Here is a 15,011-nt window from a genome sequence, read left to right as displayed (position 1 = left end):
GTGTCGCTGCATCGCTTGCCGCACCGGGAGGCCGGCCCCGCATGAGCGGACTGGGCGAGCGCTGGCTGGCGGCCGCCTATGGGGGGGCGCCCTGGCTGGCGCTGCTGCGTCCCCTGGAGGCTCTCTACCGCGCCGCGGTGGCGCGTCGCACCGCCGCCTATGCCGAGGGGCGCCGCACGGTGTGGCGGGCTCCGGTGCCGGTGATCGTGGTGGGCAACCTGACGCTCGGCGGCACCGGCAAGTCGCCGCTGGTGGCCTGGCTGGTGCGCCACCTCGTCGAGCGCGGCCATCGTCCGGGCATCCTCTCCCGCGGCTATGGTGGGCAGAGCGACGCCTATCCGCTGTGGGTCGATGACCGGACCCCCGCGGCGCAGTGCGGCGACGAGCCGCGCATGCTGGCCGACCAGACCGGCGTGCCGGTGGTGGTGGACCCGGACCGTCCCCGCGGGGCAGGCAGGCTGCTGGCGGCGGGCTGTGACATCCTGGTCAGCGACGATGGCCTCCAGCACCTGGCCCTGGGGCGCGACCTCGAGCTGGTGGTGGTGGACGGGGCCCGGGGCTTCGGCAACGGCCGCTGCCTGCCGGCGGGGCCGCTGCGCGAGCCGCTCTCGCGACTGGCCAGTGTCGACGCGGTCGTGATCAATGGCGTGGCGGTCGGCGGCCAGCCGGCCTTCACCCCGCCGCCGGGGGGCTTCGCGATGACGCTGGCCCCGGTCGCCTGGCGCCGGCTGGGTGACGGCAAGCGCTCTCCACCGCTACCGCTGCCGTTCACGGGGCCGGTGCACGCCGTGGCCGGCATCGGCCGTCCGGCGCGCTTCTTCGAGACCCTGGCCGAGCTCGGCGTCGAGGCGATGGCCCACCCCTTCGACGACCACCACACCTATCGCGCCGAGGAGCTCGCCTTCGCCGACGGTCGCCCGCTGGTGATGACCGCCAAGGACGCCGTGAAGTGCCGTGACCTGGCGCCCCGCGACAGCTGGGTGCTGGAGGTGGCGGCCACGCCGGATCCCGCCTTCGTTCGCTGGCTCGAGGCGCGGCTGGCCGCCCTGGATGCCGCGGCGCCCGACATGAATTCGCGAGCCGGCAGTGCGCCGGCTCACCACCAGGAGTGAGGTGAACATGATGGACAAGGAACTGCTGGCCATGCTGGTCTGCCCGCTGTGCAAGGGCAAGCTGAAGTACCAGCGCGAGGCCGAGGAGCTGCACTGTCTCTATGATGGCCTGGCCTATCCGGTGCGCGACGGCATCCCGGTGATGCTGCCCGAGGAGGCGCGTCAGCTCTCCGCCGACGAGAAGCTCCGCGCCTCCCCTGGACGCACGGGGGAGGCGTGATGGCCGAGCGCGACTTCATCGCCGTCATTCCGGCGCGCTTCGCCTCCTCGCGCCTGCCCGGCAAGCCCCTGGCCCAGATCGCCGGCCGGCCCATGGTGGCCCACGTCTGGCAGCGCGCCTGCGAGAGTCGCGCCGCCCGGGTGGTGGTAGCCACCGACGATGGCCGCATCGAGCAGGCCATGCGGGCCGAGGGCGCCGAGGTGGTGATGACCCGCGCCGACCACCCCTCCGGCACCGACCGCCTGGCCGAGGTGGCCGAGCGGCTGGGCCTGGCCGATGACGCCGTGCTGGTCAATGTCCAGGGCGACGAGCCGCTGATCCCGGCGACGCTGATCGACCAGGTGGCCGACCGGCTGTTCGACGACCCGGAGGCCTCCATCGCCACCCTCGCCGAGCCGATCAGCGACGTGGAGAGCCTCTTCAATCCCAACGTGGTGAAGGTGGTGCGCGCCCTCTCCGGGCGGGCGCTCTACTTCTCCCGGGCGCCCCTGCCCTGGGATAGAGAGGCCTGGGACCGTGACGCCTTCACCGCCCGCCCCGAGCTGCTCGAGACCGACGCCTGGCTGCGCCATATCGGTCTCTACGCCTATCGCGCCGGCTTCCTGGCCGAGTATCGCGACTGGGTGCCGTCGCCCCTGGAGCGGCTCGAGCACCTGGAGCAGCTGCGCGCGCTCCATCACGGCCACGCGATTCAGGTGGCCCTGGCCAGGGAGCCGCATCCCGCCGGGGTCGATACCGCCGAGGACCTGGCCCGGGTGAGGGCCCTGCTGGACGCCGCCGAACGCGGGGGAGGGGAGTGAGGCGGGTACTCTTCGTCTGCCTGGGCAATATCTGCCGCTCGCCCACCGCCGAGGGGGTGTTCCGTCGCCTGCTCGACGAGCGCGGCCTGGCTCACCGGGTCGAGGTCGACTCCTGCGGCATCGCGGGCTGGCACGAGGGCAAGGCGCCGGATCCGCGCACCCGAGAGGCCGCCGCCCGCCGCGGCATCGACCTCTCGACGCTGCGTGCCCGCCAGCTGGATGATGCGGACTTCGACGCCTTCGACTACCTGCTGGCCATGGACCACGACAACCTGGCGGCCATGCGGGCCCGAGCCCCCGCGACCCTCGACGCCCATCTCGGGCTCTTCCTCGCCTTCGCCGGCATGCCGGATCGTGCGGTGCCCGACCCCTACTATGGCGGTGAGCAGGGCTTCGAGGAGGTGCTCGACCTGGTGGAGCAGGGGGCCCGCGGCCTGCTGGCCGAGATCGAGGCGCGGCTGGAGCGCCGCCCTTGAGTCCGGTGGCTTATCCCGCGCGTGACCTGGCCTCGTCGAACACCCTGGGCCTGCCCTGCATGGCGGAGCATTTCGTCGCGCCTGCAAGCCTGGCCGAGCTGCAGATGGCCCTGGCAGAGGCGCGCGCCCGAGACTGGCCGCTGACCCTGCTCGGCGGCGGCAGCAACCTGATCCTGCCCGAGCGCCTGCCTGGGCTGGTCATCCGGCCTGCCATGGCGGCCTGGTGGCTCGAGGAGGGCGAGGAGGACGAGGAGGACGAGGTACGGGTCCACGCCGAGGCGGGGGTGGTCTGGCACGCGCTGGTGATGGCCCTGGCGCGCCTCGGCCTGTGGGGCACCGAGAACCTGGCGCTGATTCCCGGCCACTGCGGGGCGGCGCCGATCCAGAATATCGGCGCCTATGGCGTCGAGCTCTGCGAGGTGCTGGAGGCGCTGCAGGTGGTGGATCTCGCGGACGGACGTGAGCGCTGGATGACGCCGCAGGAGTGCGCCTTCGGCTACCGCGACAGCATCTTCAAGGGGGCTCTCGCGGGGCGGGTGGTGATCACCCGGCTGGTGCTTCGGCTGTCGCGCACTGCGCGGGCGCACCTGGGCTATGGCGATCTGGCCAGTCGGGTGGGGAAGGCCCCGACGCCGCTGGCAGTGGCCGAGGCGGTGTGTGCCATTCGCCGCGAGAAGCTGCCCGACCCCGCGGTGCTCGGCAACGCCGGCAGCTTCTTCAAGAACCCGGTGGTGTCGCAGGCGCTGGCCGAGCGACTGCTGGCCGAGCACCCCGAGATGCCCCACTTCCCCCAGCCCGACGGGCGGGTCAAGCTGGCCGCCGGCTGGCTGATCGACCGCTGCGGCCTCAAGGGCCTGCGCGAGGGGCACTTCGGGGTGCATGAGCGCCAGGCGCTGGTGCTGGTTCACTTCGGTGGCGGCAGTGCGGCGGAGCTGCTCGGCTTCGCCAAGCGGGTGGCGAGCCGCGTGCACGAGCGCTTCGGCGTGACCCTCGAGCGGGAGCCCCGGCTGGCCGGCGAGCGCTGATGGCCTGACTCGACGGCCATGCCATAACGACCGCGCCCGCAGCCATGGCTGCGGGCGCGGTCGTCTCAAAGAGGGTCAAGCGGGGCCTCAGCCCTGCTTGGCCTATCTCCTAGCGCTGAGGGCTCTCCTGGGCCTTGGCCTCGAGCTCGCGACGGCGGATCTCGCGCGGGTCATTGTGCGCGCGGCGGCGACGGCGGTTGGCGCGGCGCTCCTCTGGCGTCTCTTCGGCCTTGGCGTCGGCCTTCGGTGCCTCGGCGGGCTTCGGTTCTGCCTTGGGCGCTTCGGCTTTTACCTCGGCCTTGGCCTCGACCGGTGCTTGCGCCGCCGGCTTCGGTGCCTCGGCTTTCGGCGCGTCGGGCTTAGGCGCTTCGGCCTTCGGCGCGTCGGGCTTCGGTGCCTCGGCCTTCGGCGCGTCGGGCTTCGGTGCCTCGGCCTTCGGCGCGTCGGGCTTCGGTGCCTCGGCCTTCGGCGCGTCGGGCTTGGGTGCCTCGGCCTTCGGCGCGTCGGGCTTGGGTGCCTCGGCCTTCGGCGCGTCGGGCTTCGGTGCCTCGGCCTTCGGCGCGTCGGGCTTGGGTGCCTCGGCTTTCGGCGCGTCGGGCTTGGGCGCTTCGGCCTTCTGCTCGGTCGGCTTGGCTACCTCGGGCTTGGGCGCCTCGGCCTTCGGCTCGGCGGACTTGGGCGCTTCGGCCTTCGGTGCGTCGGGCTTGGCTACCTCGGGCTTGGGCGCTTCGGCCTTCGGCTCGGCGGGCTTCGGAGCCTCGGCCTTCGGCTCGGCGGCTTTCGGAGCCTCGGCCTTCGGCTCGGCGGCTTTCGGAGCCTCGGCCTTCGGCGCGTCGGGCTTCGGTGCCTCGGCCTTCGGCTCGGCGGGCTGCGGCGCTGCCTTGGGCGCTTCAGCCTTTACCTCGGCCTTGGGCGCCTCGGCTGCCGTTTCCGGCTGGGCCTCGGCCGCCTGGGCCTGGAGGCGCTGCTGCTCCTCCAGGGCCTTCGGGCTGATGGCGTGCTGACGGCTGCGGCTGCGCGGGTTGTTGCGGGTACGCTTGGGCTTGCCGTCGTCCACCGGCGCCTCGGCCCTGGGCGCGTTGCTCTTCGCCTCTACCGGCTTCTCGGCCGGGCGCTCGTCACGCCTGTCGCCGCCGCGTTGGCGACGCGCGTCGTCCCGGGGCTTCTCGTCGCGCGGCCTTTCATCGCGCTTGGGTGCCTCGGGCTGACGCGCCTGACGGGCATCGTCCTGGCGGCCGCGCCCACGGCCGCCACGGCCACCGCGGTTGTCGGCGGACTCGGCCCTGCTGTCGCCGCGCTCGCTCTCCTGGCGCGGCGCGCCGCGGCGCTCCTCGCTGCGCGGGCGGCGCTGACGCTGATTGCGCCCGCTGCGCTCGTCGTCGCGCTGCGCGGGCTTGCGGGCGCCCTGGTCAGCGCGTGACTCCTCGCCGCGGGCGGCGGGGGCCTTGCCGCTGTCGGCAGGCGCTTCGTCGCCGCCGAGCAACTTGGCCAGGCCCTTGACCAGGCGGCCCAGCACGCCGGCCTGGGGCTCGGCGACCGGCTGCTGCACCGCGGGCGGGCGGGCCGGCGCCCTGGCTGCCGGGGCAGGGGGCTTGGCGGGGGCCTTGGGTGCCGGGGCCTCTTCCTGCTGCAGGGAGGCGGGGGCCGGCTCGTGGTGGATGACCGTCTTCACCGCGGCCTCGGCGCGCTGCACCGGCTTGCCGAAGGTGGGTTCCGGCTCGCGGCCGACCTCGGTGTCGGTGGAGAGCTCGAAGCTGGAGAGGGTGGCGGTGCCCTCCTCGTCCACGTGGTCGTCGCGCAGCCGCTGGACATCGTAGTGGGGCGTATCCATGTCCGGGCTGGGCAGCAGCACCACCCGCACGCCCTGGCGGCGCTCGATGTCGGCCAGCACGTTGCGCTTCTCGTTGAGCAGGTAGGTGGCTACCGGCACCGGGAGGATGGCGCGGATCTGGGCGCTGCGCTCCTTCATGGCCTCTTCCTCGATCAGGCGCATGATCGAGAGGGAGATGGAGCGGACGTCGCGGATGGTGCCCTGGCCGTCGCAGCGCGGGCAGACCACGCCGCTGGTCTCGCCGAGTGACGGGCGCAGGCGCTGGCGGGACATTTCCATCAGGCCGAAGCGCGAGATGCGGCCGATCTGCACCCGGGCGCGGTCCAGCTTCAGCGCATCCCGCACGCGGTTCTCGACCTCGCGCTGGTTGCGTGCCGGGCTCATGTCGATGAAGTCGATCACCACCAGGCCGCCGATATCGCGCAAACGCAGCTGGCGGGCGATCTCGTCGGCCGCCTCCAGGTTGGTCTGCAGGGCGGTCTCCTCGATATCGCTGCCGCGGGTGGCGCGCGCCGAGTTGATGTCGATGGAGACCAGCGCCTCGGTGTGATCGATGACGATGGAGCCGCCGGAGGGCAGCTTCACCTCACGCTCGTAGGCAGTCTCGATCTGCGACTCGATCTGGAAGCGCGAGAAGAGCGGCACCTCGTCGACGTAGAGCTTGATCTTCTGCTGGTAGGAGGGCATCACCTGGCGGATGAAGGCCAGCGCCTCCTGGTGCACCGCCTCGCTGTCGATCAGCACCTCGCCGATGTCCTGGCGCAGGTAGTCGCGCATGGCGCGGATGATGACGTTGGACTCGCGGTAGATCAGGAAGGGAGCGGAGCGCTTGCCGGCCTCGGCGGTGATCGATTCCCACACCTGGACCAGGTAGTCCAGGTCCCACTGCAGCTCTTCGGGGGAGCGGCCGATGCCGGCGGTGCGCACGATCAGGCCCATGCGGTCGGGAATGGTGAGCTGCCCCATGGCCTCCTTGAGCTGGCTGCGCTCCTCCCCCTCGATGCGGCGCGAGATGCCGCCGGCCTTGGGGTTGTTGGGCATCAGTACCAGGAAGCGACCGGCCAGACTGATGAAGGTGGTCAGCGCCGCGCCCTTGTTGCCGCGCTCCTCCTTGTCGACCTGGACGATGACCTCCTGCCCCTCCTTGAGCACCTCCTTGATGCTGGGGCGGCCGGAGGCGGGCTCCTTGACGAAGTACTCGCGGGAGATCTCCTTCAGCGGCAGGAAGCCGTGGCGATCCGCGCCGAAGTCGACGAAGGCGGCTTCCAGGGAGGGCTCGATGCGGGTGATCTTGCCGCGGTAGATATTGGCTTTCTTCTGTTCCCGGGCACCGGATTCGATGTCCAGGTCGTAGAGGCGTTGTCCATCGACCAGCGCGACGCGCAGCTCTTCGGGCTGGGTCGCATTGATGAGCATCCGTTTCATGTTGTCTCGCACTATGGGGTGCCGGCGAGTACGACGTGGCGAACCTCTGTGTGCTGCGTGCCTGTGCTCAGCGTATCGCAGGAATACGCATATCTACGGCCGTGGCGGTTCGATGACGACGCGTCACGGCACGAGTTGTTGAGTACGGGGCGGAGGCAGGACATGTCTCGGTGGGGGTCACCCATCCGGCCCTGCGGTCACCGCCAACACCTGGCATTCATCGATTCGCCGCCGCCGGTCGCCGGCACGCTGTTGAACGTGTCCCGTGGCCTGCCGAAGTTCCATGACGGGGGAAACATCGGGGGGATCCGGGCGTGGCGCTGTATCGCTGTGTTTCCGTTGCTGCGGGGGGCGGGACGTGTCGACGTCGTCGCGGCCTGATCTTTTCGCTCCGGCCTGCGTGTCTGTCGGGCAGGCGCCAGAGGGCCTGGTTTGGCCCATTGGAGCGAACTGGCAATATAACAGCAACCGGGCCGCGCCAGCAATTGGCGCGCCGGGGAGCCCACTGCGATAGAATGCGCCTTTTGGCAGTTTCCGGCAGTGGAGTCTCGGCATGGCCGAAGGGCGCGACGTACAGTGGGTCGAGGTGACGGAAGGTCAGGATGGCCAGCGGGTCGACAATTTCCTGATGACCCGGATCAAGGGGGCGCCGCGGGCGCTCATCTACCGCATCGTGCGCAAGGGCGAGGTGCGGGTGAACAAGAAGCGCGTCAAGCCGGACACCCGCCTGGCGGTCGGTGTTCTGGTGCGCATACCGCCTCTCAAGCTCTCGCCCCGCGAGGCGGTGCGGGAGGTGAGTGACAACCTGCGCAACCTGCTGGCCGGCAGCGTGCTGGTCGAGGGACGCGACTGGCTGGTGATCAACAAGCCGGCGGGGCTCGCCGTGCACGGCGGCAGCGGGGTCAAGATCGGCCTGATCGAGGCGCTGCGCCAGGTGCGCGAGGATCTCGACTTCCTGGAGCTGGTGCACCGCCTGGATCGCGACACCTCCGGCTGTCTGCTGCTGGCCAAGTCGCGCCCGGCGCTGCTGGCACTGAACGAGGCCCTCAAGCAGCAGCAAATGGACAAGCGTTACCTGGCCCTGGTGGCCGGTCGCTGGCCGGCGCGGCGCGACTACGTGGCGGCGCGGCTGGACCGCTACACCCTGGCCAACGGCGAGCGTCGGGTGCGGGTCGATCCGGCAGGGAAGGTCTCCCGCACCCGTTTCGCGGTGCGCGAGGCCTTTCCGAGGGTGACCCTGCTGGAGGCCGAACCGGTCACCGGGCGGACCCACCAGATCCGCGTGCATGCGGCCCACGCCGGTCATCCGCTGCTGGGCGACGACAAGTATGCCAGTCGCGACAGCCAGCGGCTCAGCGAGTCCCTCGGCGTGACGCGGCTCTTCCTGCACGCCGAATCGCTGAGCTTCCCCGAGCCCACCAGCGGCCGCCCGGTGCAGATCAAGGCGCCGCTGCCCGATGAGCTTCAGGCGGTGCTGGCCCGGGCCCGTCGCGACGCCTGAGCCCTGTTCGACTCGATTCAACGACCCGATTCATCGACCTCGGGCATCGACCACACGGAGAGGACAATGCGCTATCGACTGGTGATCTTCGACTGGGATGGCACCCTGATGGACTCGGCGGCTCGCATCGTCGACTGCATGCAGGCGGCGTCGCGGGACGCCGGCTGGGGCGAGCTCTCGCCCCAGAGCATCCGCAACATCATCGGCCTGGGGCTGCCCGAGGCGATCGCCACCCTGTGTCCCGGCATCGACGCGGAGCGCGCCGAGCTGCTGCGCAGCCGCTACTCCTGGCACTTCGTCGAGGGCAGCGACACGCCCATGCGCTTTTTCTCCGGGGTGGAGGCGGGGCTTGCCGACCTGCATGGCCGTGGCGGGCAGCGTCTGGCGGTGGCCACGGGCAAGAGTCGCCGAGGCCTCGACCGCGTCTTTCACGAGAGCGGCAGCGGTCGCTGGTTCCACGCCAGCCGCACCGCCGATGAGACCCGCTCCAAGCCGCACCCGCAGATGCTCGACGAGCTGCTGGCCCAGCTCGAGGTGGACGTGGCGGAGGCGGTGATGGTGGGGGATACCGAGTATGACCTGGAGATGGCCCGGGCCATCGGCATGGACCGGGTGGCGGTGACCTGGGGGGTGCATGCGCCCGCGCGGTTGGCGGCCAGCCGGCCGACCTTCACCGCCGAGGCGGTGCCCGAGCTCTTCGACTGGCTGCAGGGAAGGTAAGGCATGAGTGACGACGACCAGAAGCATGGCACCACACAGGACCCCTGGACCCAGGGGGAGGAGCGCAGCCCCGAGCAGGCCCGCGAGGAGCGCGAGGCGCGCCGCACCCCGGCGGAGCCGGTCGCGGCCCAGGCCGAGAGCGCCGAGGCCCTGCGCGAGCGCCAGCGCCTCCAGCAGCTGGAGATGATGGACCGCTGGATCGGCGGGGTGCTGACGGAGCAGCGTCGCGCGCGACGCTGGAAGCTCTTCTTCCGCTTCCTGTTCGCGGCGCTGATCCTGGCCTCGCTCTCGGCGACCCTCTACAGCCTGGTGGCCGGCCCCCCCGGCAGCAGTGCCGCTTCCGGGCCGCACCTGGGCGTGGTCAAGGTGCGCGGCGTGATCGATTCGGAGTCGCCGGCCAGTGCCGAGCGCATCATCACCGGGCTCAATCGCGCCTGGGAGGCCGAGGAGAGTGTGGCGGTGGTGCTGCAGATCGACAGTCCCGGCGGCAGCCCGGTGCAGTCCCAGCGCATCTTCGACGAGATCATGCGGCTGCGCGGCGAGGGCGACAAGCCGATCATCGCGGTGATCGAGGATGTGGGGGCCAGCGGCGCCTACTATATAGCCGCGGCGGCCGACGAGATCCTGGTGGCTCCCGCCAGCCTGGTGGGGTCCATCGGGGTGATCTCGGCCAGCTTCGGCTTCGAGGAGGCGATCGAGCGCCTGGGCGTGGAGCGGCGTGTCTTTGCCGCCGGTGACAACAAGGCCTTCCTCGACCCCTTCTCGGAGCTGGCGCCCGAGCAGCGCGACTTCTGGCAATCGGTGCTGGCCACCACCCACCGCCAGTTCATCGAGGCCGTGCGCGAAGGGCGGGGCGATCGCCTGAGCGAGGATGAGCGACTGTTCAGCGGCCTGGTGTGGAGCGGCGAGCAGGCCGTGGCGCTCGGCCTGGTGGACGGCATCGGCAGCCTGGGCGGCCTGGCCCGGGAGCGGCTGGCCGAGCCCAGGGTGCGGGACTACACTCCGCGCCCGGATCCCTTCGAGCGCTTCTCCCGGCAGTTCGGCCGCGTCGCCATGGAGCTGCTGGGCGTGCCCCGCGCCGATTCGCCGCTGCGCTATCAGCTACCCTAGCGGGTCGAGGCCTGCCTCGCGCAGCATGGCGCAGAGGCGGATCAGCGGCAGGCCGATCAGGGTGTTGGGGTCGTCGCCCTCGAGTTTCTCGAACAGGGTGATCCCCAGCCCCTCCATGCGGAAGCTGCCGGCGCACTCCAGCGGCAGCTCCTTCTCCACGTAGCGGGCGATCTCGCCCTCGCCGAGCCGGCGAAACACCACGTCATAGGTCTCGTGGGTCACCCGATGGCGCCCACGGCGCGTGTCCAGCAGGGCCAAGCCGGTCAGGAAGCGCACCCGCTGTCCGGAGAAGCGCGCCAGCTGGCGTCTTGCGGCGGCGGCATCGGCTGGCTTGCCGAGGATCTCGCCGTCGAACAGGGCCACCTGGTCGGAGCCGATGATCAGGTGGTCGGGCCACGCCTCGGCCAGGGCCTGGGCCTTGCCCAGCGCCAGCCGGTGCACCAGGGTGGCCGGCGCCTCCCCCGGGTGCGGGGTCTCGTCGATGTCGGGGCTCTGCCAGGCGTAGGGGATTTCCAGGCGATCCAGGAGCTGGCGGCGCCAGCGAGAACCTGAGGCGAGGACGAGTCGTGGCATGGGGGCTTTTCCGGTGGCGGATGGATGAACGAGGGTAGCATGAGCCGAACGGTCAACGGCGGCTTTGACAGGGGAGGGGGGAGTGCCTATCATTGCGCGCCTATGTTGACCACACGACTTCCCAGCAGGGTCGAGCCCTACAAGCTTGCAGCCCGCGCCGAGCGACTCGAGGGCCTGATGGCCCTCGCCGATTTTGCACGTCTGGCCGAAGAGGTCGGTGCCCAGACCGGCGATATTCGCGTCACCCTCGATTTCGGCATCGACGCCCAGGGACGCCGAGTGATCCATGGCCGCCTGGAGGCCGACCTGCAGCTGCCGTGCCGGCGCTGCCTGTCGCCCCTGGCGCAGCATGTGGAGAGCGAGTTCCTGCTGGGGATGGTCACCAGCGACGATCTGGCAGCCGAGTTGCCGAGCACTCATGAGCCGGTGCTGGTGGAAGACGAACAGCTGAACCTGCTGACGGTGGTCGAGGACGAACTGATCCTCAGCCTGCCTCAGGTGGTTTACCACGATGAGGCCGACTGTGAGGTCTCTCGCGACCAGCTGACCAGCGGGGAGGATGCCGTGGCATCCCGGGAGCCCGCAGCGAGCCCCTTCGATGTGCTCAGGCACCTCAAGGGCAAATCCTGATTCATCATCGTTTTACTCTGGAGTGACATCCCATGGCAGTTCAACAGAACCGCAAGACCCGTTCCAAGCGCGGCATGCGTCGTAGCCACGACGCCCTGAGCGCTCCGGCCCTGTCCCAGGACAAGGAAACCGGTACCACTCACCTGCGCCACCACGTCTCTCCGGACGGCTTCTACCGTGGTCGCAAGGTCGTCGACGCCTGAAGCGACGACGCATCTCTCGGTGACGCCTGGCCGCTGACTCCCCGTGCGAATCGCCATCGATGCGATGGGCGGTGACCTCGGTCCCCGCGCCACCGTGCGAGGAGCGGCCAGTGCGGCCCTCCAGGACTCCCGTCTCTCGCTCCTGCTGTTCGGCCCGCGTCGACAGCTGGAGGGAGAGATCTCCTGCCTGCCGCGGCGTCTCGTCGCGTCGCGCTGGCTGGTTCGCGTCTGGAGGTCGTGGATTCCGCCGAGGTAATCGCCCCCGGTCAGCGCCCCGCCGACGCCCTGCGCCATGGCCAGGCCAGCAGCATGGCCAGGATGCTGGCCGCGGTAGCGGCCGGCGACGCCGCGGCGGGGGTCAGCGCCGGCAACACCGGTGCCCTGGTGGCGCTGGGGCGCCAGGCGCTGGGCACCGTGGCCGGCATTCCGCGTCCGGCGATCAGCACTGCCATTCCGACCCGCAGCCAGGGGCGCTGCTATCTGCTCGATCTGGGGGCCAACGTCGAGGCCTCCGCCGAGCGGCTGGTGGACTTTGCCCTGATGGGTGAGCTGATGGCTCGTCATGTGGACGGGATCGAGGCCCCCCGGGTGGCGCTGCTCAACGTCGGGGTCGAGGGCACCAAGGGCACGGCTAGCGTTCGCGAGGCGGATGCGCGGCTGCGCGCCATGGGTGGGCTCGACTATCGCGGCTACGTGGAGGGTGATGGCATCTTCGCCGGCCAGGTGGACGTGGTGGTGTGCGACGGCTTCGTCGGCAACGCCGTGCTCAAGGCCAGCGAGGGGTTGGCACGCATGCTGGTGGCGCGGGTCCAGGCGACCTTCGAGGCCCACTGGAGCAGCCGGCTGGTGGGGCTGCTGGCGCGACCGGCGCTGCGCCGCCTGCGCGGCGAACTCGACCCGGTGCGCTACAATGGCGCCAGCCTGCTGGGCCTGGCCGGTATCGTGGTCAAGAGCCACGGCAGTGCCGACGCCGCAGGCTTCCACTATGCGGTACAGCGGGCAGTGCAGGAGGTCCGGCATGACCTGCCGCGCTGCCTGGCGGCGGGTCTGGCCCCACGGCGGGGCGTTGGCGAGTCGATCGGCAGAGCCGGTCGAGTCGCCAGCGATCCCGACTTCCTCACGCCGGGGATTTCCGGTGGTGATGACAGCCAACAAGAGCAAAGGTGACCAAGATGACTCAATCCCTCGCCCTCGTGTTCCCCGGGCAGGGTTCCCAGCAGATCGGCATGCTGCGGGAGCTGGCGGAACGCTACAGCGTGGTGCGTACCTCCTTCGAGGAGGCCTCCGACGCGCTGGGCTATGACCTCTGGCAGGTGGTGCAGGAGGGCCCGGCAGACGCCCTCAATGCCACCGCCTGTACCCAGCCGGCCCTGCTCACCGCCAGCGTCGCCATCTGGCGGGTCTGGCAGGAGCTGGAGGGGCCGCGCCCCGGTGCCATGGCCGGTCACAGCCTCGGCGAGTACAGCGCCATGGTGTGCGCCGGCGTGATGAGCTTCGCCGAGGGCGTCAAGCTGGTGCGCCTGCGCGGCGAGGCGATGCAGGCGGCGGTGCCGGTGGGTCAGGGCGCTATGGCGGCGATCCTCGGTCTCGACGATGGCGTGGTGGAACAGGCCTGCGCCGAGGCCGCCCAGGGCGAGGTGGTCTCCGCGGTCAACTACAATGCCCCCGGTCAGGTAGTGATCGCCGGCGGCAGTGCCGCCGTGGAGCGCGCCATCGCCGCCTGCCAGGCGGCCGGTGCCAAGCGTGCCATGGCGCTGCCTGTCTCGGTGCCCTCCCACTGTGCGCTGATGGAGCCCGCCGCTGAGCGCCTGGCCGAGGCGATGGCCGCCATCGAGCTGCGTGCCCCGCGCTATACCGTCTTCCAGAACGTCGATGCCCAGGCCCACGCCGATACCGAGACCCTGCGTACCCGGCTGATCGAGCAGCTCTATCGCCCGGTGCGCTGGACCTCCTGCGTCGAGGCCATGGTCGAGGGCTGCGCTGAGGTGTTCATCGAGTGCGGGCCCGGCAAGGTGCTCACCGGCCTCGGCAAGCGCATCGCCCGGGGCAGCAAGGGGCTGGCCGTCAACGACCCGGACAGCCTCGAGGCGGCACTGGAGCTGGCCCGCAGCGTCGCCAACGGCGGCTCGACCAACGGCTGAACCATTCCTCAGGACGAAGGCGAAAACACCATGACAACCGAAACGAGAGTTGCCCTGATCACCGGCGCCAGCCGCGGCATCGGCCGGGCCATCGCCCATGAGCTGGGCCGTCAGGGGCGCATCGTGATCGGCACCGCGACCAGCGATGCCGGCGCCGAGAAGATCGACGCCGATCTCAAGGCCCAGGGGATCCAGGGCGCCGGGCGCCGGCTCGATGTCACCGACGCGGCCAGCGTCGAGGCCCTGGTCAAGGCGGTCACCGAGGAGTTCGGAGCGCCGACCATCCTGGTCAACAATGCCGGGATCACCCGCGACAACCTGCTGATGCGCATGAAGGAAGAGGAGTGGAGCGACGTCGTCGACACCAACCTCACCTCGATCTATCGCGTCAGCAAGGCCTGCCTGCGCGGCATGACGCGGGCGCGCTTCGGCCGCATCGTCAACATCAGCTCGGTGGTGGCCACCATGGGCAACCTTGGGCAGACCAACTATGCTGCCGCCAAGGCGGGCATGGAGGGGTTCACCCGGGCCCTGGCCCGCGAGGTCGCCTCTCGCGCCATCACCGTCAATGCGGTGGCCCCGGGCTTCATCGCCACCGACATGACCGAGGCGCTGCCCGAGGAGCAGCACAAGATGCTGCTGGGCCAGATTCCCCTGGCGCGGCTGGGCCAGCCGGAGGAAATTGCCGCGGCGGTGGGCTTCCTTACCGGCGACACGGCGAGCTACATCACCGGCGAGACGCTGCACGTCAACGGCGGGATGAACATGCGTTGAGACCCTTCCGGGGCGGCGGTTGCGCCGGCCCCGGGGCGTCTATAAACTACCCCGCAGCTTCCGTCTGCGGATCTGGAACCCCAACGGCTGGTCATCTGGACGGCCAATTTGAACGACTGGAGTACGTCATAATGAGCACCATCGAAGAGCGCGTGAAGAAGGTTGTGGCCGAGCGCCTGAACGTCAAGGAAGAGGACATCCAGAACAGCTCCTCCTTCACCGAGGACCTGGGCGCCGACTCCCTGGATACCGTCGAGCTGGTCATGGCGCTCGAGGAAGAGTTCGATACCGAGATCCCGGACGAAGAAGCCGAGAAGATCACCACCGTCCAGGAAGCCATCGACTACGTCAACGCCCACCAGTAAGCCTGGTGGCGGTCGATGCCGCCTGACGCGGGGAACCGCTTCCCCGGAGAAAAGCCGCCTCGCGAGGCGGCTTTTTCGTGGCAGGGTGATACGAGGCTTGTCAGG

Annotated in this window: 15 protein-coding genes and 1 pseudogene; 14 read left to right on the top strand and 2 right to left on the bottom strand. The window is 70.4% G+C overall.

Annotated features, from left to right (window positions below):
• The first annotated feature begins 41 nt into the window (after positions 1-41).
• The 5 genes from lpxK to murB are packed head-to-tail and all read left to right on the top strand — an operon-like array spanning position 42 to position 3,633.
• Positions 42-1,112, top strand: coding sequence for a tetraacyldisaccharide 4'-kinase (gene lpxK / locus B6N23_RS03825; RefSeq protein WP_305502034.1), 1,071 nt, complete (start codon positions 42-44; stop codon positions 1,110-1,112).
• A 10-nt stretch (positions 1,113-1,122) separates the two neighbouring features.
• The gene (locus tag B6N23_RS03820; protein WP_119023720.1) at positions 1,123-1,332 is read left to right on the top strand and encodes a Trm112 family protein; all 210 of its coding nucleotides are present in this window, start codon (positions 1,123-1,125) and stop codon (positions 1,330-1,332) included.
• On the top strand, positions 1,332-2,132 hold the full coding sequence (kdsB, locus tag B6N23_RS03815) for a 3-deoxy-manno-octulosonate cytidylyltransferase (protein ID WP_169957978.1): 801 nt from the start codon (positions 1,332-1,334) through the stop codon (positions 2,130-2,132). The genes B6N23_RS03820 and kdsB overlap by 1 nt, the downstream gene beginning before the upstream one ends.
• On the top strand, positions 2,129-2,608 hold the full coding sequence (locus tag B6N23_RS03810) for a low molecular weight protein-tyrosine-phosphatase (RefSeq protein WP_305502031.1): 480 nt from the start codon (positions 2,129-2,131) through the stop codon (positions 2,606-2,608). The genes kdsB and B6N23_RS03810 overlap by 4 nt, the downstream gene beginning before the upstream one ends.
• Complete coding sequence (gene murB / locus B6N23_RS03805) at positions 2,605-3,633, top strand: UDP-N-acetylmuramate dehydrogenase (protein ID WP_379687103.1); 1,029 nt, start codon at positions 2,605-2,607, stop codon at positions 3,631-3,633. Before B6N23_RS03810 ends, murB begins: the two co-directional genes overlap by 4 nt.
• A gap of 109 nt (positions 3,634-3,742) precedes the next feature.
• Here the strand turns inward: murB and rne are convergent, their stop codons facing one another.
• Positions 3,743-6,889 carry a ribonuclease E gene (rne, locus tag B6N23_RS03800; protein ID WP_305502029.1) on the bottom strand — a complete coding sequence of 1,049 codons (3,147 nt, stop codon included), beginning with the start codon at positions 6,887-6,889 and terminating at the stop codon, positions 3,743-3,745.
• Between the two features lie 553 nt (positions 6,890-7,442).
• On the opposite strand from rne, the gene B6N23_RS03795 reads away from it, so the two are divergent.
• From B6N23_RS03795 to sppA, 3 genes are all read left to right on the top strand, one after another.
• The gene (locus B6N23_RS03795; RefSeq protein ID WP_305502026.1) at positions 7,443-8,390 is read left to right on the top strand and encodes an RluA family pseudouridine synthase; all 948 of its coding nucleotides are present in this window, start codon (positions 7,443-7,445) and stop codon (positions 8,388-8,390) included.
• 66 nt (positions 8,391-8,456) lie between these two features.
• Complete coding sequence (locus B6N23_RS03790) at positions 8,457-9,110, top strand: HAD family hydrolase (RefSeq protein ID WP_302142065.1); 654 nt, start codon at positions 8,457-8,459, stop codon at positions 9,108-9,110.
• 3 nt (positions 9,111-9,113) lie between these two features.
• Positions 9,114-10,220, top strand: coding sequence for a signal peptide peptidase SppA (sppA, locus tag B6N23_RS03785; RefSeq protein WP_305502024.1), 1,107 nt, complete (start codon positions 9,114-9,116; stop codon positions 10,218-10,220).
• Here sppA and B6N23_RS03780 read toward each other — a convergent pair.
• Positions 10,212-10,793, bottom strand: a complete 582-nt coding sequence (locus B6N23_RS03780; RefSeq protein WP_169957984.1) for a Maf family protein — start codon at positions 10,791-10,793, stop codon at positions 10,212-10,214. The genes sppA and B6N23_RS03780 overlap by 9 nt on opposite strands.
• Positions 10,794-10,895: 102 nt before the next feature.
• Between B6N23_RS03780 and B6N23_RS03775 the strand changes: the two genes are divergently transcribed.
• The 6 genes and pseudogenes from B6N23_RS03775 (at position 10,896) to acpP (ending at position 14,906) form a co-directional block, all read left to right on the top strand.
• Positions 10,896-11,423, top strand: coding sequence for a YceD family protein (locus tag B6N23_RS03775; RefSeq protein ID WP_119022942.1), 528 nt, complete (start codon positions 10,896-10,898; stop codon positions 11,421-11,423).
• Positions 11,424-11,455: 32 nt separating this feature from the next.
• The gene (rpmF, locus tag B6N23_RS03770) at positions 11,456-11,626 is read left to right on the top strand and encodes a 50S ribosomal protein L32 (RefSeq protein WP_023005526.1); all 171 of its coding nucleotides are present in this window, start codon (positions 11,456-11,458) and stop codon (positions 11,624-11,626) included.
• Positions 11,627-11,669: 43 nt separating this feature from the next.
• Positions 11,670-12,793: pseudogene (gene plsX, locus B6N23_RS03765) on the top strand (phosphate acyltransferase PlsX).
• A gap of 5 nt (positions 12,794-12,798) precedes the next feature.
• Complete coding sequence (fabD, locus tag B6N23_RS03760; RefSeq protein WP_305502018.1) at positions 12,799-13,767, top strand: ACP S-malonyltransferase; 969 nt, start codon at positions 12,799-12,801, stop codon at positions 13,765-13,767.
• A 30-nt stretch (positions 13,768-13,797) separates the two neighbouring features.
• Positions 13,798-14,541 (top strand): 3-oxoacyl-ACP reductase FabG, encoded by a 744-nt coding sequence (fabG, locus tag B6N23_RS03755; protein ID WP_302142072.1) that lies wholly within the window; start codon positions 13,798-13,800, stop codon positions 14,539-14,541.
• Positions 14,542-14,672: 131 nt separating this feature from the next.
• Positions 14,673-14,906, top strand: a complete 234-nt coding sequence (gene acpP / locus B6N23_RS03750; protein WP_008956801.1) for an acyl carrier protein — start codon at positions 14,673-14,675, stop codon at positions 14,904-14,906.
• The last annotated feature ends 105 nt before the right edge of the window (positions 14,907-15,011 follow it).

Source organism: Halomonas alkalicola (assembly GCF_030704205.1).
In the GTDB taxonomy this organism is placed as follows: domain Bacteria; phylum Pseudomonadota; class Gammaproteobacteria; order Pseudomonadales; family Halomonadaceae; genus Halomonas; species Halomonas alkalicola.
The sequence above is the reverse complement of the archived record's forward strand: the minus strand, read 5'-3'. Positions and strand labels throughout refer to the sequence as shown.

Coding starts and splice junctions, on each gene's coding strand:
- B6N23_RS03775 (WP_119022942.1), top strand. CDS start 10,896: ATGTTGACCACACGACTTCCCAGCAGGGTCGAGCCCTACAAGCTTGCA.
- lpxK (WP_305502034.1), top strand. CDS start 42: ATGAGCGGACTGGGCGAGCGCTGGCTGGCGGCCGCCTATGGGGGGGCG.
- kdsB (WP_169957978.1), top strand. CDS start 1,332: ATGGCCGAGCGCGACTTCATCGCCGTCATTCCGGCGCGCTTCGCCTCC.
- B6N23_RS03780 (WP_169957984.1), bottom strand. CDS start 10,793: ATGCCACGACTCGTCCTCGCCTCAGGTTCTCGCTGGCGCCGCCAGCTC.
- B6N23_RS03795 (WP_305502026.1), top strand. CDS start 7,443: ATGGCCGAAGGGCGCGACGTACAGTGGGTCGAGGTGACGGAAGGTCAG.
- fabG (WP_302142072.1), top strand. CDS start 13,798: ATGACAACCGAAACGAGAGTTGCCCTGATCACCGGCGCCAGCCGCGGC.
- rne (WP_305502029.1), bottom strand. CDS start 6,889: ATGAAACGGATGCTCATCAATGCGACCCAGCCCGAAGAGCTGCGCGTC.
- sppA (WP_305502024.1), top strand. CDS start 9,114: ATGAGTGACGACGACCAGAAGCATGGCACCACACAGGACCCCTGGACC.
- B6N23_RS03790 (WP_302142065.1), top strand. CDS start 8,457: ATGCGCTATCGACTGGTGATCTTCGACTGGGATGGCACCCTGATGGAC.
- fabD (WP_305502018.1), top strand. CDS start 12,799: ATGACTCAATCCCTCGCCCTCGTGTTCCCCGGGCAGGGTTCCCAGCAG.
- B6N23_RS03820 (WP_119023720.1), top strand. CDS start 1,123: ATGGACAAGGAACTGCTGGCCATGCTGGTCTGCCCGCTGTGCAAGGGC.
- acpP (WP_008956801.1), top strand. CDS start 14,673: ATGAGCACCATCGAAGAGCGCGTGAAGAAGGTTGTGGCCGAGCGCCTG.
- rpmF (WP_023005526.1), top strand. CDS start 11,456: ATGGCAGTTCAACAGAACCGCAAGACCCGTTCCAAGCGCGGCATGCGT.